General features: G+C 38.0%; 17 protein-coding genes. 7 read left to right on the forward strand and 10 right to left on the reverse strand.

Annotated features, from left to right (window positions below):
* The first annotated feature begins 186 nt into the window (after positions 1-186).
* From A3K91_RS08255 to A3K91_RS14230, 4 genes are all read left to right on the forward strand, one after another.
* Positions 187-2,076 carry a leucine-rich repeat domain-containing protein gene (locus A3K91_RS08255; RefSeq protein ID WP_062844832.1) on the forward strand — a complete coding sequence of 630 codons (1,890 nt, stop codon included), beginning with the start codon at positions 187-189 and terminating at the stop codon, positions 2,074-2,076.
* A complete protein-coding gene (locus A3K91_RS08260; protein WP_062844833.1) occupies positions 2,069-2,452 on the forward strand; it encodes a hypothetical protein in 384 nt (127 codons plus the stop codon). The genes A3K91_RS08255 and A3K91_RS08260 overlap by 8 nt, the downstream gene beginning before the upstream one ends.
* A gap of 356 nt (positions 2,453-2,808) precedes the next feature.
* On the forward strand, positions 2,809-2,937 hold the full coding sequence (locus tag A3K91_RS14270; RefSeq protein ID WP_237182770.1) for a hypothetical protein: 129 nt from the start codon (positions 2,809-2,811) through the stop codon (positions 2,935-2,937).
* A gap of 31 nt (positions 2,938-2,968) precedes the next feature.
* Positions 2,969-3,139 carry a hypothetical protein gene (locus tag A3K91_RS14230; RefSeq protein WP_228139840.1) on the forward strand — a complete coding sequence of 57 codons (171 nt, stop codon included), beginning with the start codon at positions 2,969-2,971 and terminating at the stop codon, positions 3,137-3,139.
* A gap of 220 nt (positions 3,140-3,359) precedes the next feature.
* Here A3K91_RS14230 and mcrC read toward each other — a convergent pair whose 3' ends face one another.
* The 3 genes from mcrC to A3K91_RS08280 all read right to left on the reverse strand — a co-directional run bounded on the left by mcrC (position 3,360) and on the right by A3K91_RS08280 (position 8,133).
* Positions 3,360-4,496: a 5-methylcytosine-specific restriction endonuclease system specificity protein McrC gene (mcrC, locus tag A3K91_RS08270; RefSeq protein WP_228139841.1), complete on the reverse strand. Its 1,137-nt coding sequence runs from the start codon at positions 4,494-4,496 to the stop codon at positions 3,360-3,362.
* Positions 4,483-6,918: an AAA family ATPase gene (locus tag A3K91_RS08275; protein ID WP_228139842.1), complete on the reverse strand. Its 2,436-nt coding sequence runs from the start codon at positions 6,916-6,918 to the stop codon at positions 4,483-4,485. The genes mcrC and A3K91_RS08275 overlap by 14 nt, the downstream gene beginning before the upstream one ends.
* 153 nt (positions 6,919-7,071) lie before the next feature.
* Positions 7,072-8,133 (reverse strand): HNH endonuclease, encoded by a 1,062-nt coding sequence (locus A3K91_RS08280; protein ID WP_062844835.1) that lies wholly within the window; start codon positions 8,131-8,133, stop codon positions 7,072-7,074.
* A gap of 146 nt (positions 8,134-8,279) precedes the next feature.
* Here A3K91_RS08280 and A3K91_RS08285 point away from each other — a divergent pair, with 146 nt between their 5' ends.
* Entirely contained in the window at positions 8,280-9,746 is a 1,467-nt protein-coding gene (locus tag A3K91_RS08285; protein WP_062844836.1) for a lytic murein transglycosylase, read from the forward strand.
* Positions 9,747-9,845: 99 nt separating this feature from the next.
* Here the strand turns inward: A3K91_RS08285 and A3K91_RS08290 are convergent, their stop codons facing one another.
* The 7 genes from A3K91_RS08290 to A3K91_RS08320 all read right to left on the reverse strand — a co-directional run bounded on the left by A3K91_RS08290 (position 9,846) and on the right by A3K91_RS08320 (position 21,575).
* The gene (locus A3K91_RS08290) at positions 9,846-10,688 is read right to left on the reverse strand and encodes a hypothetical protein (RefSeq protein WP_062844837.1); all 843 of its coding nucleotides are present in this window, start codon (positions 10,686-10,688) and stop codon (positions 9,846-9,848) included.
* A 152-nt stretch (positions 10,689-10,840) separates the two neighbouring features.
* Positions 10,841-11,902 carry a tetratricopeptide repeat protein gene (locus A3K91_RS08295; RefSeq protein WP_062844838.1) on the reverse strand — a complete coding sequence of 354 codons (1,062 nt, stop codon included), beginning with the start codon at positions 11,900-11,902 and terminating at the stop codon, positions 10,841-10,843.
* A 35-nt stretch (positions 11,903-11,937) separates the two neighbouring features.
* A complete protein-coding gene (locus A3K91_RS08300; protein WP_062844839.1) occupies positions 11,938-13,047 on the reverse strand; it encodes a hypothetical protein in 1,110 nt (369 codons plus the stop codon).
* The gene (locus A3K91_RS08305) at positions 13,044-14,558 is read right to left on the reverse strand and encodes a hypothetical protein (RefSeq protein WP_062844840.1); all 1,515 of its coding nucleotides are present in this window, start codon (positions 14,556-14,558) and stop codon (positions 13,044-13,046) included. Before A3K91_RS08305 ends, A3K91_RS08300 begins: the two co-directional genes overlap by 4 nt.
* Positions 14,558-15,706: a hypothetical protein gene (locus tag A3K91_RS08310; protein WP_062844841.1), complete on the reverse strand. Its 1,149-nt coding sequence runs from the start codon at positions 15,704-15,706 to the stop codon at positions 14,558-14,560. Before A3K91_RS08310 ends, A3K91_RS08305 begins: the two co-directional genes overlap by 1 nt.
* A gap of 10 nt (positions 15,707-15,716) precedes the next feature.
* On the reverse strand, positions 15,717-20,915 hold the full coding sequence (locus A3K91_RS08315; RefSeq protein ID WP_062844842.1) for a tubulin-like doman-containing protein: 5,199 nt from the start codon (positions 20,913-20,915) through the stop codon (positions 15,717-15,719).
* A 132-nt stretch (positions 20,916-21,047) separates the two neighbouring features.
* Positions 21,048-21,575, reverse strand: a complete 528-nt coding sequence (locus A3K91_RS08320; protein WP_062844843.1) for a hypothetical protein — start codon at positions 21,573-21,575, stop codon at positions 21,048-21,050.
* A 720-nt stretch (positions 21,576-22,295) separates the two neighbouring features.
* Between A3K91_RS08320 and A3K91_RS08325 the strand changes: the two genes are divergently transcribed.
* Positions 22,296-22,652 carry a TM2 domain-containing protein gene (locus A3K91_RS08325; RefSeq protein WP_062844844.1) on the forward strand — a complete coding sequence of 119 codons (357 nt, stop codon included), beginning with the start codon at positions 22,296-22,298 and terminating at the stop codon, positions 22,650-22,652.
* Between the two features lie 391 nt (positions 22,653-23,043).
* Positions 23,044-23,544 (forward strand): hypothetical protein, encoded by a 501-nt coding sequence (locus tag A3K91_RS08330; protein WP_062844845.1) that lies wholly within the window; start codon positions 23,044-23,046, stop codon positions 23,542-23,544.
* The last annotated feature ends 136 nt before the right edge of the window (positions 23,545-23,680 follow it).

Consider the following 23,680-nt stretch of genomic DNA (forward strand, 5'->3'; position numbering starts at 1 on the left):
TCTCGATATTTTTCATTTTAAAACACGGATAATATTTCAAATATTGAAAGACTATTAGGTTGGACACTTAAATGATTTAAGGCTTGTAAGTGATGTTTAGACAGTAACATGAATCCAAGCTAGCCAACCATTCGTGAATGCCATGGAAGTTTCAAACTTAAAAGTTAACTACTTAGGAAGAGCAAAATGACAATCAAAAGAGATCCAACTATCAAGCCGTGGATGGAAGAAATCTGGGTATGGGCAGATAAGCTTGAGCTCTCAGAAGAGCTAATGCCTCGTGATATTAATGCTTTACTAGCCTTGACTGAATTAATACTAATTGAAAAAAATATCACCGAAGTACCAGATTCTATAGGTAACCTTAAGAACCTTAAGGTCCTTAGTCTTAGTGAGAACTATAAGCTAAAAGCACTTCCAGAAAGTATTGGCGATCTTGTGAATCTAGAAGAATTATCACTTTATTACAATGCATTGAATGCGTTACCTGATAGCATTGGCAAACTAAGAAATTTAAAAGAGTTTAATTTAGATGGTAACAAACTTAAGACACTTCCAGAAAGTATTGGTAATCTTTCGAACCTAGAAAAATTATCACTTCATTACAATGCATTGAATGCTTTACCTGATAGCATTGGCAAACTAAGAAGTTTAAAAGAGTTTAGTTTAGACGGTAACAAACTTAAGACACTTCCAGAAGGTATTAGTGATCTTGTGAACCTAGAAAAATTATCATTTCATTACAATGCATTGAATGCTTTACCTGATAGCATTGGCAAACTAAGAAGTTTAAAAGAGTTTAATTTAGTCGGTAACAAACTTAAGACACTTCCAGAAAGCATTGGTGATCTTGTGAACCTAGAAGAGTTGAATCTTGATGATAATGGGTTGAGTACGCTACCTGATAATATTGGTCAAATGAAAGACTTGAAGATACTTGGCTTAGGAGTTAACAAACTTAAGACACTTCCAGAAAGTATTGCTCAAATGAAAAACTTGGAGAAGCTCAGTTTAAACGGCAACAAACTTAAGACGCTTCCAGAAAGTATTGGTAGTCTGGCAAACCTGGAAGAATTGAGTCTTAACGATAATCTATTGAGTACGTTACCTGATAATATTGGCAAAGTAAAAAGCTTGAGAACGCTCAACTTACAAAGTAATAAACTTAAGATGTTTCCGAAAAGTATTAGTGACCTCTCAAGCCTAGAGTATCTGACAATTGCCTATAATACGTTAAACGCCTTGCCTGATAGCATTGGTCAAATAAAAAATTTGAAGTCACTTAGCTTAGAAGGTAACGAACTTAAGGTAATTCCAGAAAGTATTGGCGATCTTGTAAATCTAGAATATTTGATTCTTAACAATAATATACTAAATACGCTACCTGATAGCATTACCAAGCTAAAGGATTTATATTCGTTATCACTTTGTGATAACTACCTAACCGATTTATCTATAAAAGTTACTCAATTCTTGGAAGGATTAGGAGACACTGTTGATGATTGGAAACCAGATACTTACGATTTAGCCGTAGCACAAGAGCCTAGTTATGAAATTTATTTAGATGAAGTTCCTGATACTGTTACTATTGATGAAGTAAAGTTAGATGATGACACTATTGAAGCAATAGAAAAACAAGTTACAAATGTTCTTGATAAAATTATTAGGGATAATATTACTGGTTTTGATCAAGACGTAGGTTACAAGGTACGTCCTGGTTATGGCTATGATAAGTTCTATTTAGATTTTGTTGATGGTTCATTTGACATGAGCTTACAGAGTTTAATACATTATATTATGCATGAAGACGGTCATTATCAGAAATTCTTAAATAGATCGCAATATGCTAGATTACTATATACATTACAACAGTATCCAGAATCTATTTTCAATCTCGACCATGATTTAGATGAGAATTACGATCGTATACAGCATGACACGTTAGATAGAATTTACTATCAGTCTGTTAGATTTGTAGGTACAGCTTTGATAAAAAATGGATTTGATGTAAGAGATACTTTCGAAGAGTATCTAGATGGTTGGGATGTGAATATTGATGGAGATAAAAATGTGTAATCTCAATCTGACTAGTAAAGAAGATTCATTAGAAATTACTGAGCCTTCAATGCTAATACGAATTAATGAGCTGTTTCGAGACGATATGTCAGATGAAGAGCTTTATAATGCCACTCGGAGTAGCTGGAGAGTGAGTCTTAATCGAGCCAACAATGTTGAATATGCCCTATCAGTATATAAGGGTATTGTACGTGAAGTATATCTGATAACAGCATGGCAGGAAGCGGACCCAACGGCTCATGAAAAAAATAATGGTCGTTTTGAATTCATTGGTAATATTGCTGAAGATACAATTAGAAACAAATACAAACTTAAATCAGTAAAGCATTATTTCAAAAAAGGAAATATGGCTCCTTTCATGTATATCAACAGCTGAGTAAATTAGCACTTACTGAAATGTCACCAGATTGTCGAAAGCTCAATGTTAAGAGACGATGACAATCTTGGGGCTAATCATGACCACGTATATACTCGACACCGAAACAACAGGAGTCATTAAGCCACACATAACTGAGGCAGCATACTCTATTGTTAATATCATCAATGGTAAGGTAGCAATGCTACAGGAGCCAAGATCTAAGCGCTTTAATTCTCTGAAAGAAATTAGCTAGGGCTCTATGGCAATATCACATATATGTAATGAGTGAGGATGGGGTGGATGAACCACCTCATACTGATTTTAGACTGCCTGACAGTGTTGAGCACTTGATTGGTCACAATATTGATTTTGATATGGCAGTTCTCAAAAATGCTAGCGAGACACATATACCTAATCTTATTTGTACCAATGCGATGGCTAACTACCTTCTTCCTACGCTTGAGAGCCATAAGCTAGTATCTCTTCTCTATCACTTTCACTGAGATATATCCCGAACTCAGGCAAAGGATTCACATGCTGCCATTGCTGATATTCACTGAGCTGGTGCTTGGTAGTTTGATTGATTTAGCCAATAGTCAGGATCATGAAATAATTGATGTGAAGAGCCTATATGAGTTTAGTGAGATGGCACGTGTACTGACGCATTTAAGCTTTGGCAAACATAAGGGGGGGGGACTATCGTAGATTTAGCAGCTAGTTCTGAGTGTGCTGGCTATCTTAAATGGCTACTTAAACAAGATAATGTTAATCCTTAGTTAGCTCAGGCTTGCCAGCAAGTATTAGAGTCGATATAAACCTATTTATATTTATACCGTTAGCCCAGAGCTCTATTTGACAAGGCTATAAGAGCTCTAGATTTATTGAAGTCTTCTATAAATAGTGAGATAAGATTTGGATTCTAATTTTAATAAGCTCCAATAGTATTCAGCAGCTGTTCTCGAATCTCTAATGCAGTCGCTCCCAAATCCACAGTAGCGAATTGAATCTTGTGATTCTGCATGACAACATACTCATTAACATCTTCACCGACTGAAGGATGAAGTAGCAGACCAGAAGTGGTATCGTTAAGCAAGTCTTCACTACCCTCTTGAGATCTTAAGTAGGCATACATTTGATAGAGATAGCCACTACGTAACGTCTCATCTCTATACCAACCACGTGTAACCACAGCATTGAATTTAGTATCAATAACTGTACGATGTCCTACCTCTTTATTGTCGATAATAATATCTGTCTTCATGTTAGGAAGTATCTTATCGATGCCTGAGCTTTTCTCATCGATTTTCCACTTAAGCGTTTTGCCAGCACTGACACGCCAGACACTTTTTGAAAGGACGGTATGATAAAACCCAGCAACCCCTTTTTCAAAGAGCTTACGAAGCCACGGTAGATTATCTCTTGCTGGTAAAGACAGCTGCCTTGTACCGGCAGACTCAGTTGGCAGTGCTAGATTAAAAGCTAAGTGTGCTGCAGCAATCATTGGTTTATCTTCAACGTCATGTCTTCCAAACCGGTCTACAGAAACTTCACTCCGACTAGTGCGTACCTGACTGACTCCCATGCGCCTTAAGCGCACATCCAATGATCGGCATCTATGAGCCAACTCCTTGCTTTTAACAATCTTAGAAATCGTTTCAAGGGCGGCTCTGACATATCTATTACGTGGTGTATCAATCGTTAATTCATCAAAATGGCAAGCGACTTTACCATGGTCAAGCAACCTATTTCTCTCAGTGCTAAGCAAGTCTATTCTTCCACGTACACGATTAAGCACCGCATCACGTGACTGATAGCTATAACTCAAATTGCGCTGAATACGATACTCAACCCGTCGACAAAGTATTTCTGCGACCAAATCTGGGATGTCGTCAGGATTGTCCTCAACTGCAACTTTGGCTGCATCGAGTTCCCTATAAATATCGGATGCATATAATATAAGTAACCAAAGATTACGAATAGGTATCTCACCTATTCGCTTAACCTCTTCATAAGACTCAGATAGATGATCGACTTCAAAAGACATATGCTTATAGACCCGCAATCAAGCGTTTCTGTGCGCTCTGAGACTTGTCTAAATTATCGAACCAGTACTCATCTAGCAAAGGACCTATCTCTGTTTCTACGACCTCACTAAACCATTCTTTAGCATCTGTGATATTCATACCAAAGGCCGGCGTGACATAACTATGACCTACTTGAAATTGAGCGCCAAGGCTTGCATCTGTAGATATCTCGTCATTCAATACGTTGATACGCCTCTCGATGTGATATAGAAAATCTGCATCAATGCCGTTTTTGTCTTGTACCCAGTTACGCCAAGCTTTACCAAGTGTAGGTTCAAGATCAATGAAAGCGAAACGACGACGCAGCGCAAGATCCACTAAAGCAAGAGAACGGTCAGCTATATTCATAGTGCCCACAACATAGAGGTTATCTGGTATAAAAACACGCTCACCATCTTCTTTCTTATAAGATAGCTCTAATGCTTCATTTGGTGTTCTCTTGTCTGTCTCTAAAAGTGTAAGCATCTCACCAAAAACCTGAGCGGGATTGCCTCGGTTAATCTCTTCAATAACAATAACGTATTTTGATTCAGGGTCTTCTATAGCGACCTTAATCATTTCCATAAAAGGGCCATCTACCAATGTCAGCTTACCTTCACCAGATGGTCTCCAACCACGTATAAAATCTTCATATGAAAGGTTTGGATGAAACTGTACCGCTCTAATTTTACTATCGTCTCGATGTCCGATCAAAGCAAAGGCCAGTCTTTTAGCGAGCCAAGTCTTACCCGTTCCTGGAGGTCCCTGAAGTATGATATTTTTCTTAGCTTGAAGACGCTTAAGTATCATCTCAATCTTAGGCTGAGGTAAAAAGCACCCGTCAGCCGTAATATCATCAATAGAGTAAGTATCAGGAATTACTTGGGTATCAAACTTAGAATATGTTTCGACACTAGAATCACTGACCAGTGCCTCATCTAGCAATTTATATACTCCTTTACTAAGTAACTCTATTTTCTCATCCCTAACCATTTCTCTTAATAGGTATTTAATGGTTCCTTCAACATCGCTCCTATTAGGAAATCTTTCTTCAAGATCATTGGTAAATCTTTCTAAAAATTCTTCTACCGTAAATTCATTAGACTGTTTGTCATGACAAAGCTGTTTCACTTGAGATAAAACTATATCTTTCCAAGTCATATTAGATAATTTCTCCGAATCATCTGGCTGATACTTATATGCGGCATATGACAATGCTGGGAACGAATGTACAGGATAACTGTCTTCTTTGAATCGTATATCAAGATTAGCCATCAGTTCTAAATAGTCATTCGCATTACAACGTCCCTTTGGACCGTTCATGCTAATCTCAATATTAAGCTTCTTATTGATATATTCTTGAGACTGACCATCTAGTGTTAAGAAATTCCAAGGCCTAATCCAATATAGCCCCATAGTCAGATTCCAGCCCACACCATGGCACTGCACCGCTTTATCATATACAGCAATAAATTCGGATCTAATCTTTTCACTCTCACTTTCATTACCTAAGTCAGTAAATGAAATTGCTTGAGCAAAAACATCCCATAAAATATCTATGTCATTTGGTTGGCGCTTGTAACCATAGCCAAAAAACCATGTTTTTTGATTATTAACAAGAGGGATGCCATCAAAAGAATCTGGTACGGGCTCAGATACGTTGAGTAACTTAGCTAATTCTCTAGCGATAAACTTACGGTTCTCATCAGTGATTTTACGATTGAAAAGAGCCATGACTGTGAATGGACATATATCTTTTAATAACCCTCCTTCAACACCTTCTTCATACTGATCGTTAAGAATAGACATAACGTCACTTTTTTCAGAAATTCTATGTATGCCAGTAATAAGCTCATCACGTCGATCTCTAAAAGTGAGAAGTTTTGATGCCATCTCCTCATAGAAACTCGTCCACTTAAATGATGAATTTTCTTTAGTATTATCACCAAATCTTTCTCGCCAATATGGATCATTGCGAAACATGTCAATATCCTGAGCTTTGCCATGAAATGTAAAATCTATCAAACCAGCCCTTAGTGCAGTCTCAGGAATAACCTTCCAAACCGTATTTCGACTTGTGAAGAAATACCACTCTCTAAGGGCAGAATCTGCTTCCCATTCTACTTTTAAATTTTTGCCATCCCCTAAATTCTCTACTACTGTACCGATAGCTTTAATCAACATCACAGAAACAGAATGTCCTCGGTTATCAAAAGGTAGTGCGTTTTTTCTGGTATAAGCTGACTTGATAGCAATTCTATCGCCAGCCTTGATAGATTTTATTGAATCAATTGGTTTAGCTTCAGAATTGAACTCCCAAACTCCGTCTTCAATGAATCTTTCAGTATGGTCTTGATCATTGTAGATAGAGCCAACGAACCAATAAGACTGTGTCTCAGTTACATTTAAATTATTACTCACTTATTCTTCCTTAAAAAAACGATAGTTTTTAAAGTGCTGGCTAGTAAGCTCGATGAGCATTACTACTATTAGTATATTTATTATGCATAATCGGTGATCTACTTAAATGACTAAAAGTCATAAGCAAATTTAGAAATACCTTTACATTACTTATCAGCCCCTAAGCCTAGGCAGTAAACCAGGGTTAATAGTTCGTAGTTTTATACTTGGTTCTGGTGACCAGACTAGATCCTCATGTTCCACCGCTATTTGATAAGCCCACTGGCTGATTGTTTCAGAGCGAAGTTGATTGGTCGTAAAGCCAATATTTTTTGCTTCCTGTTCAATCGTATGGCCATGTCGTTGATTGCGTTCCAACCACTTTTCATAAAATAGCTCTTGGGCAAGATAGTCACGTTTGCTGTTATTGCAGCTATGATCTGTAAGTACGAAGTTATGAGTCGTATCAATTGGATATTTCGACCAAGGAATAAAGTGATCCACTTCGATATTGTTTCTTAAGGGTTTATGGCAATAAAAGCATCGTCCCTGCTGAGTATCAATCAGTATAGGTATTAATACTTTTAGACTTTGGCGTGATTGGTTAAACAAGAACTGCTGCAAATCAATATCATCACTAAAATGTATTTGGTTACGACTGTTCTTACGTACGAACTCTGTCCAGTATTGCTGGCATAGCTTGTTAATTATTTTACTAAAGCGTGTAAAACAGTATGCAATACCAGGCTTTAAAGTTATTACCTTTGATTTTGAGTCATAAACATATAAGAACTCACGACTAACTTTGTCCTCCGCACTTTGCAGATATCTTGCGGGGTACTTTTTGATAGTTGAAGCAATATCTTTTATAGTCGATTGCCATAGTTTGATATTTTGTGTGCAAGCCATAGTCAGACTGGTTGTCTTAGTTTTATGCTGCAAATCTAGAATGCTATTAATAACACTAGCCTGCCCTGTTGTACTGCTTTGTCTGAGTACAGAATCACTACTTTGATCCGAGTATGGTAATGCTTGTGTCCAGTAAAGCTGTATAAACTGCTCTGCTAACTGCTCATAAGAAATACTGTATTCACTGTCATCATCAATTCCAGACTCTATAGACAGATTAACAATTGCCATTAATAAGGCAAATTTATAAGTCGAGGTGTAAGAGCTAGATTCAAGTAGCCATTGAATACGTCTTAAAAAGTTAAGCTGGAATTCTGCTATTGGCACAATCGTTATCCTTAAAATTCAATATTTTGAGAGTCTCATAAAATTGCAAAAGCTAAATAATGTTTAAATCAAAAGCTCTTTGAATAAAGTAACTGGGTTTCTGCTAATATATGGCTTTTTAGTTTATTATTACTGAGTAATTAATAATGCCATTGTATACATTACCCACCATCTCACGCTTATCACTCGCACTATCCCTACTAGCCGTGACCAGCAGCACTTATGCAACTAACACGAACAGCATAAACCCGATTAGACCTGCTGTTGATAATCAACAACTTACAGCCTGTTTAGACAATTTGGCTCAAAAAGGTGTATTTGCAAGCGTCAAAGACATTTTTGCTCGGAATCGCCCTACTGAAGTAGACCCTAGCGTATTAGAAGCCCTAAATTATCAGCCAGAATTCTCTAAAGAGCCATGGGATTACCTAGCCAGCTTAGTGGACAAAGAGCGCGTTGTTGACGGTATCGCTGCAAGTGAGCATTATGCCGATGTCTTAGCAAAAATCGAAGCTCACTATGGGGTCAGTCGCTATGATGTGCTCGGCGTTTGGGGAGTAGAATCGGATTTTGGAACGACCTTAGGCAAAAAAGATGTGATTAACTCATTAGCGACCTTATCTTGCTTTGGCCATCGTCAAAGTTATTTTCGCGGGGAATATGTCAGTGCTCTAAAAATATTAAAGCAAGGAGATATTACTAAGTCTGACTTTAAAGGTTCATGGGCAGGAGCGTTTGGGCAAACTCAGTTTATGCCCTCTACTTTTTTACAGCTCGCACAAGATTTTGATGGCGATAATCGTAAAGACTTAGTTAATAGCCAAGCCGATGCCCTAGCCTCAACCGCTAACTTCCTAAAAAGTAGTGGCTATCAAAGTAACCAACCTTGGGGCTATGAGGTCCGCTTACCTTCAGATACGAACTTTTCAAACAATCGTAAAAATAAAAAATTAGTATCACATTGGAAAAACATCGGCATTACTCTGCCAGATGGTGGCGCATTACCTGATACCTTATCTTCGGTAGGTTTATTTTTACCCGCTGGTAAACAAGGGCCCGCATTTTTAGTGGGCCGTAATTTTGATGCATTTTATGCTTATAATGCCTCAGAAAATTACGCGCTAGCGATTGCCCATTTATCACAGCGTATTGAACAAAAAAATACCGATGTGAATTTTGCCAATGCGTGGCCAACTGACGATCTGGGCTTGAGCCGTAAAGAGTCTCGCGAGGTTCAAGAATCATTAAATTTACTTGGCTATAATATAGGTGAAGTCGATGGCATTATTGGAGATAAAACACGCCAAACGATTCAAAAATATCAAGTAGATATCGGTATTAAGGCCGATGGTAAAGCGGGCAAAAAAATATATCAGCGACTCATGGCCAGTACTTCTAAACTAAGAGAGGCTGCCAAAGTACAGGCCAAAATTAATGCTGAAACTAAGACTGCCGTTAATTCGAACTCACAAAGCACAACCCAAAAACCATCTGACACAAAGTCCAGTTACGGCTTGTCTAACTTATTAGAGAATAAAACCTTACTTCCTATTCTTATTAGCCTGTTAGTTGCCCTAAGCGTTGCTATCTTTATTAACAGAAAGCGCCAATAAACTAACTTCAGCAGGTAAAAATCATCTCTAAACAATGGGTTCCGTCCTGTAACCCATTGTTTCAAATTTAGGTCATAGTGTTTAGCTTAGTCAAGTCAATTAATTACCACCAAATATTTTTCCTAACATAGATAACACGCCCAAAATGAGTAGAATATAAGCAATTATCTTAAAACTATCTGTTCCTTTCTTGGTATTAGCTGATATTGTATTGTATTGCGAAGTTATCGTTGATTGCATTGGTATTGACGTAATATTGACATGATCAGGAACGTCCTCTGGCTGTACGAATATATTTTCAAGCTTAACTGGGTTAGATTGATCTAGAGCAGGCTCTGGTTGTACATCAATATCTTTATTAGCCCTTATTAGTAGCTCCTCTTTACTGATATCTCTTTTCCTAAGTAACATCGAGTGCCACTGCTTATTTATTTCTTCTTTTATATTTTCACGAAAATACTCAAAGCTTGAATAGTTAATTTTACCGATATTTAAAGCGATATTAGAACTATCTTCCATCTCTGGCGCGACCCAAAGTTTAAAAAATATTAAATTGTCTTTGATATGATAATTATGAGTTTCTCCATCATGGGTCATACGAACAAAAGCATCTATCGGCTGTTTTGAGTTACTTTTAAAGCAAATAAAAATCTGTCTTACTTCGTCTTTGCTAATACTTCTATTAAAACCCTTATCCAAATTTATCGAATAATGACTGTTAAGCGTGAAGCCTTCTACTAGACAATCTTTTCTTACCTTTTTAGTCACTTCATTTTTATCGACTATATCTAGCGCATAGTTTTCTGAATTAATCCTACTAAAATCAAAATAGTTCAATTCAATGTCAGCATCATCCATCAAGTGATGCTGAATAAAGACACCGTATTCTATATCGAGATTATCGACCAATGCGGGTACATACAATAATAAATTAAATTTCATTAATGGTTAATCCCTAATCAACTATATTCACTACAAAGCAGGCTAATGCCATTAAGCTATCTACAATATTGGATACCTAAAATGTGCTCTAAGATCGCTATGAAGATAGATATAGGCTGTGATTTATTGTTATTATTGAGCGCCTAAACATTTCAATAATTCAATCGATTCATAGCAGCAACAGCATCAGGCTCACCTAGCTTTGCAGATTCACTATACCAATCAATAGCTTGGTCAATATTTTGTTCTAACCCATTACCATATTCATAGCGCAAGCCTATAGCATACATGGCTCGCTTGTGTCCAAGCTTTGCAGACTCCATTAGCAACCTAACCCCTTCTTGTTCATTTTTTGGCATACCGCCTGTGCCATTTAGGTAGTAGACCGCTACTGCATAAATTCCTGAAGCACTATTTAACTCAGCCGCTCTTTTATACCACATTTCCGAAGTTTCTAAGTCTTTTTCAACCCCTTTACCAATACTATAAAGGTAAGCTAAGTTAGTCATAGCACGGGGATAATTAGCCTCAGCAGAGTAACGATGCCAAACTACCGCATAATCAAGATCCTCGCTAACACCAAGCCCTTCTCTATATATCCACGCTAGCTGATTCATTGCTCCTGCATGACCTTGATTTGCTGCTTGTTCAAGCCAATTTCTAGAAAGCTCATAACGCTGTACCTGATAGTAATACGTGCCTAATAAGAACATTGCGTTAATATTTTGATTATTTGCTAAGCTATCAAGGCTATTGAGTGACTCTATATCAAAGTTAAAATTATCGAGCCATTCTTCAAATATACTTACGTTTCTAGATTGATTTTTGACATTGACAATTGTATTTGCTAGCAGGATTGGGGCATAAGGATTTTTATTGTTATCTATCAGACTCTGATAACGCTCTAAACGCTCCATATCGTTAGGATATTGTTCATCTATCAAAGCTAATTCATTTACCCATTCAATGTTCTGTTCATCTATTACACTAGTGTCTGCCGCTTGCATATCTGCTTCAGCGTCAGCTACAGCCACTTCAGCGTCGGCCCCTGCCTGTGACTCTCCTGGCTCACCAATATCATATAGCTCATTTGACTCAGTATCATCATAGTATGCCTCATCATAGTATGGATCAGAATCAAAAGCTCCTGAGGCGATGATCATAAGTAAAACACCTGTAAAACTCATTAATGTATATTGAAGATTTTTATTCATTAGAATTAAGCCATATTACACTGTGTAATGGTTGTTTAAAAATTTGCTGTTGTTACTCTTAAAATGTCATTATTTTGGCATTCAAGAGCGTGCCATTTTTGATGATTCCATACTTTATCTAAACTAGTCGGTCGTTGTATGCAATAACCGATACCGTAGCTAGTATCATTAGCAATGGTCTTGATAAGACCCATGACCATGGTATGTCTAGGCGGTCTATCATCTACAACCATATTACTGATACCTTGCCCACTAGTCCAAAACACAACTTCGAACTCGCCACCTATCTTATCTGCTAAGCTTTTGGGTAACCTAGCAAGCAAGGTGTTTTTACCGTGTACTCTTTCCCAATCTTTAAAACCTTCTACTAGATCATCTAGGTCTTGTTTGGAAAAGATACCCCATATCACATCAGCATTTTCTAGGCCTAATATCTTTAGGCTGGTACCATCCGAACTAGTAGTGACACTGGATGTATCTTGGCTATTTTTAGCCTCCGTGATAGGTTCTCTGGCAGCTGTCACTTCTTGAGTAACTACTGATTTCTTTACAACCTTAATGTCTTGGTCAGATGTAGGTTTTTTAGTGACTTTAGATTTTTTAATGGACGTTAATTCTTTAGTGATTACAGCCTTTTCAAATTGGCCTTGAATCTTTTCTAACAAATCCTGAAAGCTTTCAAATTCTTCCAAAGCATCTTCTACATCTATATATTTTTGTGAGGGAATTTTAGGATACATTTGCACAAAAATTTTATTAGATGCTCTGGATTCTACATCCTTTAGGTCGCTAAGTGGATATACCGTTTCTAGACCAACTTCCTCATGTCTAGCAGATATCCATAAATAAACGCGCTTTAGTTTAGGTTGTATTTGTTGTAGCTTCTTAAAGTCCATAAAACAGGAAATAAATAACGATAAATTGTATTTAATTGGAATATCAGATTCACTAAAACCACTAAATGGCGCTTCTTCACGTATCAAACGTAACCAATTTTCTTCCTGATTATCTGAAGCATTAATATCTATAACATCGACTAACGCTTGATCTCTATGCTCTAATATAAGACAACATTCAAAGTTATTATTATCTAGCTTGTTTTGGGCTGATAATTGCCATAACGCGCACATATCATTACTCATCATATACTTGGGTCACAAATTAAATTAATGTTAATCGTGCGCGGATATAGATCTTCGATATGTTGTTTAGATTTATTGGCAAGGCTAGATACCAGTTGGTTATATTGAAAGGTTTTATCTACCAAGTTGGTACAGTCCTCATCCGAGCTACAGCCGTCACGCTCAATAGAATACTGTGTATAGTAGCTGGTGTTGATAGAGCTACTCGTTGCAGCATATTGCAAATCCATTCCTTGAGCGCTTTTTTGTGCATCTGCCATACCCGAGCTGACGCCGATACATGCTTTTTGTGCCTCTATAATAGGAATAGATAAATAATTATCTACCACCTCAACCGTTGCGGGCGCTTTTGGCACGATACTATAACCTGCCTGTAGCGGCAAGTTTAGCCTTAAAGTACTCCCCGTTTTGGAGCGAAAGAGCTCACCATCCGCACAAACCTTGTCACGATTGGTTTTGGGGTTGATATAAGGATAAAATATAATGCTGCCTTTATCGCCCCAAGTGATATCGTAGCATTCTTTTTGCTCATCACTGAGGGCGCTGTTAGGGTCAAAAGCGCTAATAAAGGGCTTTTTCTCGCCCATGGATAAATCAATAACGTTTTTGGGGCTGATAATGGGAGCAGGCGAGCTAAAAGCATCGTAGCTTTTGGCATCATCTGTCAGCAGCCGTAATTGTGGTAAGAACTCAGCTTGAGCGATGACGCTGTTAGGATGTTGGTTTTGAGCGTTGATCAGGCTCTGTTGGATTTTTTCGATTTGCTGCGCGCTAGAATGCTGCTTAGCTAACCAAAAAAAGTGCAAATGCTTTTGCGTCTGCTCAAGCGTCTTAGTCGCATTATTCACCGTATAATAAGTTCCCACAAAGGGTGCTCGTAACGATAGTATCCCATTAGATAGTGTAGAACCTGAATTTCCAGCATTGACATAATCGCTCAAAAACGAATCATATTGATTCTCGAAGTTCGTTCTTTCTGCTGGCAAAAAGTGCATATCAGAGACGATGGCAACGGATCGCTCCTGAAGCTCTGGCTGCTCTCTATAGTCTTGTAGAATTAAACCCAGCTCAGTATATTGACCATTAAGATCACATTTGCCTTGCATCAGTTGGTTCTCAAAAGTCTCAAAAGGCATATAAACCGCCTTATCTGATGACTCGTTCTGCATAAATATTAATAGGCGATCATCCGTTCTAAGTACCGACTGTATTGACTGTACCAGCTTAGTAATAGGTAGCGTATTCTCAGTAGCATTCAGTTCAGCATTAAAATAGCCACACATGCTAGCTGAGCCGTCGATGATATAATCAATCGCTGAGGGGCTATTATTTTTAGGTAATATATCCAAGTTTAGTGGTGGCATTACGTTGGGCTTAGCACTGACTTTTGCTCTAGGTTCTGCAGACGCAATGACTTCAGGCTCATCACCACACCCCGTCAATGTTATTGCTAGCATACCTATTGATAATGCTGCACTGAATACACTAGTATAAGTTGATTGATATAATCGCATTAATTCATCTCCAGAGATTTGCCTATTACCTCGAGCGTACGATCAGTACGTTGGGCCTTATACCAAGCCTTATTGACCCAAATATTAGATAACGAATTTGGTTTTTTATAACAGTAAGCAAAGCCCTGACGATCGGGTTTAGTCAAGCTAATAACAGCGGCACGCATTGTATTTTGTGCCGGTTCAATAGAGTCAACACCGTCACTTCCCACCCATAACTCAATCTTATAACTAAGGTGCTCAAGCTTACGCTGGATATCGTCAGGAACTAGTTCCCGCACCTCTGTATTGCCACGATTGGTTTTAAACCAGGTGGTGATACTATCAGATAGCTGATGAAGGTCTGCTGAATTGAGCTCTTCAATCTCGGGTGCTACCATTAGCTCTTCAATAACAGGTAATGCTGTATCAAAATTACCGCTAGCGCTATTATTGATCTCATTACGCATAGTAAATTGGTGCTTAAGACTAGCTTCGAGCTCTGCATGCTTAATCTTAGCTTGTTCTAGTTGTTCTTTAGTCTTAGCCAGATTACTGGTCACTATATTATGTTTGTGCTGTAAATTTCGATTCTCAGCATTAAGACCACTTATTTTTCTAAAAAGTAATATTCCTCCACCCAAAAGAAGTAAAGCTAATCCACCAATTAGTAGATAGTCAGTATTCTGCCAAAATGGAGTTTCTTTAGCTGTTTTTGGTTGTTGTTCGACAGCTTTTTCTTCGGTGTTAGCAGAGTCGAGTTTATTGACGCTATCCAAAGCTGCCGTAGTACTGGCAGCTTCATTGTCATTGATAGGATTAGCACCATCACTAAGCTCTTGAGTCGGAGCGCTAACAGTGATTGCGTCACTATTCTGTGCGTTTTCGCTGCTACTAACATTAGAGTTCACATCAGGCGCTTCATTATTTAGGGTAGCGCTATTTGACGATCCTGCATTTCTCGATTTTATAGTATCATTATTTAATTCAGTCACCTTACTAGAACTATCATTAACACCTTCAACATAAGTTTCCGGTAGCGGCTCACTTATTTCTGCTATCGCTGACAAGGGCGCCAGCATAGCACCCAAGGTAATCCCGATAATTATTTTAGTCTTTGCCAATTTCTTTAGAACAAAAAACTCAAAGTTACAAATATTTTTCGTCATAATTATATTCCTAATTACCTTGTAACTTTTGAGTCATTGCTAAGTTGAAATTCCAACGATCAGTACCACTTCCCGATCCATTCAAATACATAGCATTTACATCATAAAAGTGTCTATTGCCGTATTTATTATTGATGAATAGATAAGCTACTTTTTCAGTATCATGATTCCAATACTTTTTGGTATAAGGAAATAAGTTCTCTAACACAGGTAGTAGGTTTTCTTTATCTAACAGGTTGTCATTAAGACGCGGAATAGTTTCGTCTTTATCATAATTAACCAATACTGGGCCGCTGGTAGTATTTTTATCAAACATATTGGGCGGATATAGCATTTTGGGATGCTCTAGAGCGCTGCCTATATTATTATCATACATTTGATCGGCAATACCGCCAGCACCATCACGGATCATGTGCTCTTTGCTGTTTTCACTATAACTAACATTGAGCTCTATATCGTCCCAACCCATAAAGTCAGCAAATACGGTATTCCAAACTGCTGGCGCATAATGACCTTCATTGATAGCGGGGTGTGGATGAGTATCATGGCTGAAGTAGTCACTCAGCTTAAAACCATTACCCTGCAATACAATGTTTAACTTTTGATTTTTCAGATGATCGATAGACTTGAAACCTGCCTGCTGCAGGAGAAGCTTTATTTTTACAAATATGTATTCATAAATACTCTCAAAGAACATCTCTGCGACTTTTGAGACTTCACCTGGATCGCTTGGTAGCTCATCAATAATACGAATATCATTGCGAATTTGTAGCTTCATCACTGAGGCTAATAAAGTTTCATAGTATTTTGCATTACTATCTTCTGACTGCATGTCTATTTTGTGCTCTAAGAACTTACGAATAGGACTACTTTTTGGCGTAAGCATGGCACTTAATAAGTCATTACCCGCCCATTTAATACTACTCGAGTATTTTAAGCGCTGTATCGCCTTATCATAGTCTTCGTATGACAGCTCAATATCGATATCTGTTGTTCCACCACCCATATCTATAATGACATAAGACTCATTAGGGTTAATCATCGACATCTGTAGCGCTGCTTCGGTCTCAGACACCTCTATCACTTCAGGCTTTTTAATCGTAACCCCAGTTTGCTTGACTAACCTTTCTAATATGGTTTTCATATCACGCGCGTAGGTGTTAGCGAAGGTAGTATTTTCAAACATGAAAGCATCAGGACGCGTGACATAAACATAATCAATATCCGTAGCTCCAGAGAATCTAAGGCGTGCTAATACCCCGATCAGCACCTGCTCTATATATATCGAGCGCAGTCTACTAGATAGTGGATAATCACTGCCTCCTGTATCTTGTGGCCACTTAATATTGCCATAGATACGTTGGATATCGTTACTCTCAAGTAAGCTATTAAAGAACTTAATACGTTCATCATCTGAGTTTGATACGCCCAAAAAGTCACTACATAAGGGTGTAAAAATAGGAGCGTTTAGATTAAGGCCGTTGATCAGTACTTGACCCTTATCTGCACTCTCTTTCATGCTCTTTAACTGGACATCGGTCTGATTTATATCATCGGAGTTAGCACGATTACTCAAGCCTAATAAAATCTCACTGGGAATGGTATAACTGGCACCCTTGCTTACATTCGCTTGGCGCTGTAAGTAATAGGCGCTACGGTTTTTTAGCCATTCTTCTTGGCCTTTTATATCATCGGCCTCTGAATAGACGAGCCATTCCATTCTAGGTTCATCAGCAGTATTGGCAAGGTTAAGGTTTTCACGCTTAATCTGCCCTTGATCCTTATATGCTTTTGCCATACAAGTGTTAGAAGTACCAAAATCTAAGCCAATACACTTAATGTGGCTATCACCTGATTTTATATTCTCATTCAATATAATTGGTTGAGTCGCAATCACCGTATCACCACAAGACAGCTCTATTATGGCAGGGACAAACTCAACTTTTAACGGAATAGCATCAAAACCAAATATTTTGGATTCTGTTAAGTCTTGAGAATAGACCGTGACGGTCATTTTATCTGACCCTAAAGTGGTATGTAGCTTGCTAGCTAAATCTTCATAAACGTTACGCTTTTCGATGTCCACAGTGATAAAATAGTAGCGCCAACCTTCGACTTTAAAGTTTGGCCAAACTCCAACCCCGAAGGCTAAGTCATAAGGAGTGATGGCGATAGTGGTCTGATTGGCGTCTCCTCTATATGGAAACTCCATCCAACCCAAGTCAGGCACATACAGTTTGGTATATTGTATTGAGCATTCATTATTGCTTTCACCATTGAATTTGACTCGGGTATAGACGGCCTCACTATTGTCCTTTGATAAATGAGCAATGACTTCAGGATCCAGCCAATATTCTTTTTTGACGGGCAAAAATTGCTCGATATTGACCACGTTGCCATTATTATCTGGCAGTTTATCTAGCATGACGACTTGCGGATTTTTGATTAAATAGCTACTAGTTTTTACCACCGATTTAGAAGTTCCTATCTCGCTTAGCGTCACAACATTACGACAGCCTAAAGTGAGCGTAGGATTCATGGCCTCAACGATACTCGTTGGCGCTGGCGGCGGCAAGTCAGTCAAGATACCTGTCAAAGCGGTTAATAATATATTTTCATGAGCGTTTTTATTAGCGCTTGGGCTATTTTTCAGTCTGCTTTTTAGCACATTTAACTGGCCAGCAAAGAACTTATCTAACGAGCTGATTTTATTTTTGTCACCGCTTGTTTTACGTGAAAACAGATCAGCATAGCGATAACGCAGACTTGGGAGCTGCATACTTTGTAGCAAGCCTGCAAAATACTCTTGAGCGGTATTGTTTGCCGCTAAGCACCAATAATAGCCATTCCATAAAAATAGTGGTGTACGATCTGAATCATTGGTGACGATCATACCCAACTCGCTATCTGACCAGTTCTGCGTCAAAAGTTCACGCTTGAGCCAACGGTGATAGGCATTATTATCCTCTAGTGCAATGCTGGTATAAGCCACTTCTGTAGAGCCACTAATTAATAACCAAAACGCCGCTTCAATTACACGCTGAGCATATAAATACAAACCTTGCTCGGTACTTTGAAATTTATTGGCAATAATCTTGTAATACTCGGTCTGATTATTTTCTAACAACTGCGAGACTGTAATCTCGTTTTGAATCTGTAGTCGCCACTTCTGTAATAAAAACGCTGCCAAGATATTAGGTACACCTTGCGCCACACTTTCGTCTAATTGGATGGTGTTGATAAGATTGGCAGTGGTTGAGGTGGGCGATAACGCATCCAACCAATGCAGCGTTTTAGGATGCTGTATATCCATAATATCAAGCGCAGCCACATCACCTGCTAACTGCAAATTCCAATCCATCGCACCATAATGAGCAATATTGCCTTTTTGTTGTTGCATCTGTAATTGGACTTGGCTGATGGATTGAGCGGTATCATCACTATTACGATAATCTGCAAAGGTCTCACCGAACTCTTCTGAAGGTCTAACGTACTTATTAAGGTTTTTGAATACTAAGCTGCCAATATTGCTAGCCAATTGTGCGTACTTATCCGCATTCGTACCGCCTTGATCAATAATAGTATTGATTTTGGCTTGTAGTGTGGTATCGATACCACCTTGATCACTGAGAATAGTTTTTTCTAAGACTTTCATCGCACAAGATTGCCACAGCTCATCTTTTTCAAAGCCTGTCTGATCGTTTGCGCCAACCAGTTTAGACCATAATGAGTTGGCATTATCAGCGCTACTGATATTATGATAAGCCCTAAATGCAGGAATAATACCTGAAGCATTATTATTATCATAATCATGCTTAGATAACCAAGTTAAGCTACTCTGATATTGTTTTTGCTCAAAAGCTAGAGCATCTTTTAGATTGGTTGCGACGACTTTGGGTACAAAAGTCACAGATTTTAGGCCGAACCATGCTTTTTTACTCTCATGACTCACACCAAAACGCTCACTGATCTCCTCAAGTAGCTTATGAACCGTATCGTACTGCGCGGCTGAATCCCCCAATACTGTGTGATTGATACCACCTTCAGAGTAGCCGTTGAGCACTTCTATAAAAGCTTGCATCACTAAAATACTTAAAGCGTTTTTAATCAACAACATCCAAAGACTGGCGAAGCCTTGACCTTTTGAAAAATCTTTGAACTGTAGAGCTGCCGAAGTATGCGGATGAAACTGACCTTGGCGTATCTCGTGAGACAGCTGAGTCATCGGCATATATAGCTCATTTGGCGCAAAATGGCGCGCAAAGCTATGCTGTACCGCATTTGCGGCTAATAAATTGACCACGTGCGTATGTTCAGGTTGGTCAAAATCGCCAGCACTTGGCCTTTGGATACCTTGCCACATACTGCCTGACTGAATAAAGATAGAGCTGACGGCATTATTACTATTAGACTGCAATTCATGTTGGAAATTTCGCAGCGCAAAAGCAGTATTACGTTTTAATTTGCCCGTATCAAACGCGCTGCCCGTCAAGCCATCTTCACCCGGTTTTAGCTGAAACCAAGGAAGTGTGGCAACTGTTGCCAAATTGACGGTACGCCCTGAGCCTGAACTGTTGATAATCTCATTAAAGGTACGCGCCAAAGTCGGAATAATACCACTACCTGTACCGCCAAATACTGAACCGACGATGACAATATTACAACCTGAGGTATTAATACCCGTCACATCGTCATCAAATAATGATAAGAACTCTTGTTGGAGAAGCGCCTTGTTAGCCGTATTTACCTTGCCACTACCATCAAGTACTCGCCCAAGCTTTTCACCAAAAATAGTTGAGCCTACTTTTGGGTTGGCATGCATACCCTCTGAGACCTTAATATTTAAGTCTTTTTCATAAAAAAAAGCTTGAATTTCCTCCGTTGTTTTGCTCTTTTGTGCCAATAGTACGTTTTTGACAGTCAAATCATTACTAGAAGATAAATTCTGGCTATAGGGACGAATAATATCAAAATTAGCCTCTCGAGTTTTATTATCGATACCTCTATGGCGCAGATACTCATGCAGACTTTGGATATCAGGTACTAGCTGGCTACGGCGGTTAGCGATCTGCTGAGATTGCGCGTCAGCATCGATAATATAAACATGAGGAACCTCTACCGCTCCGGCATTGCCTAATGCCAACACGCGCAAATAAGCATGAATAATATGCTGACCTGAACCACCAACCCCAATAAGTACATTTGACACGACAAACTCCTGCTGAATTTGGACAATAAAATATTTTTATAAGATAAAAGAGTGATACGAATGCTTTTTTGGCGCAAAAGTCTCATTGATAGTAGCAGTCCATTTACAAGGTGCCCAGCCTATCAATCATAGCTATCTATTATTGCCATATAAGAATTTAGCAGTGACCAGTAGATAAATAAGTACGCTAATCATCACAACGACTAAAGCACTGACTATCAGGTTACCCAAAAATAGCGGCGTGGTGAAAGGTAAAAATTTGGTAAATAACACTGACTTAATGTTCATACAGACTTTGATATTCAAAGGGTCTGATATCACAGCATAGATGTTTGGCTTGATACATGAAGCAGCTGACTTTTTAAGCAAAAAGTTTGGCAATATAAACAATAACATTGCAATCCCAGCGGCATAACCGGCATAAACAAGCTTGGCGCGCTTGACGGTAATACGAGGATTACGACGATTGCGGTGAAACAATATCGCTGCAAAAACAACGCTGATAAAAATAGATACAAAAATAATGGCAACATAAAAAGCTAACTGACCTGTCTGCTTAAAGGCAGGCGCTAACTCATTCATCTCTAAAATCATCAGGCCGCTTACAATAGCGGCAATAACACCAGTGATCACAATGGTTTTTATTATTGACTTATTCATGAAATCCTCGAGACGAAAAATATCGTCAAATAGTAAGTTATGCAATAAACGAGTATAGGTCACATGGTAGCTGGTAGATCAAATTGCTGATACTTATGTGCTGCAAAAAACTCATATCAAAAGTTGAATACTAATAACTATTGGCGAATTACAACATCAAAGGCAGAAACTCTTATTATTTCGGTTGAGCCGAGAAGCTGTAACCTTTGAAACAATTTTATGACCTTAAATTACTCGATCCGTACATAGATATAGTGCGATTCTACTCGATTAAAGTAGTTTTTACTACAGTTTCCCGATATTTGTTTTATGATTATTTGAATTAATGAGTTCAGTAATACTAGTTGCCATTTTTCGACAGAAGTGCATAATATTAACAAACTGTAATTTTCCAGCAACTTAAAGTTAAGTATTGACAAGCCAACATTATATGAAAATAGAATATTGCTTATCCTTTAACTGATACTTAAACTTGACTCAGTAATTTTTAGCGCCCTAAAATTGCTGAGCTAAGAGATAGTCATTAATTGGATATTTATATTTTTGAAATAATATTTTAAGAATAACTAACAAAAACACCAATATAAAATGGTCAATGACTTAATTTTTCGCATTCGTTTTTAGAGTATATTGACGTAAAAATAGTTTTTGAATTTTTTTATAATCTATGACAATAAAGAACTATCTTTTTATTTAAATTTTTATTTAGGGAATGTATTTATGAACAACGTAGCTGCTCAAAGATTTAAAAATGAAAACGAAAAGTTTTGTAGCGATTGTGCAGCTAATATCAACGTGAAAGCTGAGATTTGTCCTAAGTGTGGCGTTAGGCAGATGGCAGTGTCAAACGGATTTGTATCAGCACAGAATGGTAAAAGTAAAGTAATAGCAGCTGTATTAGCTTTTTTCCTTGGTGGCCTTGGAATACACAAGTTTTATTTGGGTCAAATTGGAATGGGTATTGTTTATTTACTATTCTGTTGGACTTTTATCCCTGCAATCATTGCATTCATTGAGTTTGTTATATTACTACTAATGAGTGACGCAGAATTTAACAGAAAATATGGTGGAATATAATTGAGCCACCTCGACTATATCGGAGGCCGTTCATTTGAGTCAGGTAAAGGCAGCAAGGCATGACGGGATTAGACTATCATAACTCTGCTTTTCAAACTTAAAGATGACATATAACCAATTGTATTAAATAGGAGCCCCTTGTATCTTAAAGTCAAAAAAGAGGTATAGATCCTAAGTTGGTTAGAAGCCTAGGAGGAAAAGAAGTGGGCACAAGCTAAGTTTCTACTCTAAGGATGGATGGAGAATAACTTAATCAAGCTACTCTACAATATGCGCTGTATCGATTCTATAAGAACTTAACTATATTAGATCATTTCTTTAAAATTAGGTAGTAAGAGACGGTTAGGCATCTCTAATATGTTTTATTACTATCCTTTCTTATAGGTAAAAGATGAAAATTTTAATTGCATTATTAGTTGTTTCACTACTTGTTGGTTGCGAAGGTAACAACGGCTCAAACAGCATCCAACAAGAATCTAAGATCGTAGAAGCTCAGCCTGCATCAAGACCATCAAGCGGTATTTATGAAGAAAGACTTGGAGGTCAGGATTCAATAGCTCCACTAGAAATAAAAACTGAGCCAGGGTCAGATTATTATGTTAAGTTAGAAAGTATAGCTAATCGTGATCATATAATGACTATGTATATTCATGGCGGAGATACAATCTCTGCAGAAGTACCTTTGGGAGGTTACCTAATTAAATACACATCAGGTGATACATGGTATGGTGAACAGGACGATGTGTACTTTGGTAGAGAAAGCTTTTTTCAAGCTGATGAAACTTTCAACTTTACCGATACAGGCAATCAAATATCAGGATATACGGTTACGCTATATCAGGTAGTTGATGGCAATTTACAGACTATGCCAATAGATAAAAGTCAGTTCTAATACTCAAGGTATTCTCTAATAGTGCGCTTACTAAACTGAACCGCCCCGATATTTTCGTATTCTCTCAGAAAGTTGAACCTTCGATATAGTCCAGACGGTCTATTACTCCAATCTGGACACTTTTCATCAAAATTAT

The sequence above is a fragment of the Psychrobacter alimentarius genome, assembly GCF_001606025.1.
Classification (GTDB): Bacteria; Pseudomonadota; Gammaproteobacteria; order Pseudomonadales; family Moraxellaceae; genus Psychrobacter; species Psychrobacter alimentarius.

Excerpts from the sequence above, each read along its gene's own strand:
- A3K91_RS08260 (WP_062844833.1), top strand. The coding sequence starts at position 2,069 with ATGTGTAATCTCAATCTGACTAGTAAAGAAGATTCATTAGAAATTACT.
- A3K91_RS08285 (WP_062844836.1), top strand. The coding sequence starts at position 8,280 with ATGCCATTGTATACATTACCCACCATCTCACGCTTATCACTCGCACTA.
- A3K91_RS14230 (WP_228139840.1), top strand. The coding sequence starts at position 2,969 with ATGCTGCCATTGCTGATATTCACTGAGCTGGTGCTTGGTAGTTTGATT.
- A3K91_RS14270 (WP_237182770.1), top strand. The coding sequence starts at position 2,809 with ATGGCAGTTCTCAAAAATGCTAGCGAGACACATATACCTAATCTTATT.
- A3K91_RS08325 (WP_062844844.1), top strand. The coding sequence starts at position 22,296 with ATGAACAACGTAGCTGCTCAAAGATTTAAAAATGAAAACGAAAAGTTT.
- A3K91_RS08330 (WP_062844845.1), top strand. The coding sequence starts at position 23,044 with ATGAAAATTTTAATTGCATTATTAGTTGTTTCACTACTTGTTGGTTGC.
- A3K91_RS08305 (WP_062844840.1), bottom strand. The coding sequence starts at position 14,558 with ATGCGATTATATCAATCAACTTATACTAGTGTATTCAGTGCAGCATTA.
- A3K91_RS08320 (WP_062844843.1), bottom strand. The coding sequence starts at position 21,575 with ATGAATAAGTCAATAATAAAAACCATTGTGATCACTGGTGTTATTGCC.
- A3K91_RS08300 (WP_062844839.1), bottom strand. The coding sequence starts at position 13,047 with ATGATGAGTAATGATATGTGCGCGTTATGGCAATTATCAGCCCAAAAC.
- A3K91_RS08310 (WP_062844841.1), bottom strand. The coding sequence starts at position 15,706 with ATGACGAAAAATATTTGTAACTTTGAGTTTTTTGTTCTAAAGAAATTG.
- A3K91_RS08295 (WP_062844838.1), bottom strand. The coding sequence starts at position 11,902 with ATGAATAAAAATCTTCAATATACATTAATGAGTTTTACAGGTGTTTTA.
- A3K91_RS08290 (WP_062844837.1), bottom strand. The coding sequence starts at position 10,688 with ATGAAATTTAATTTATTATTGTATGTACCCGCATTGGTCGATAATCTC.
- A3K91_RS08255 (WP_062844832.1), top strand. The coding sequence starts at position 187 with ATGACAATCAAAAGAGATCCAACTATCAAGCCGTGGATGGAAGAAATC.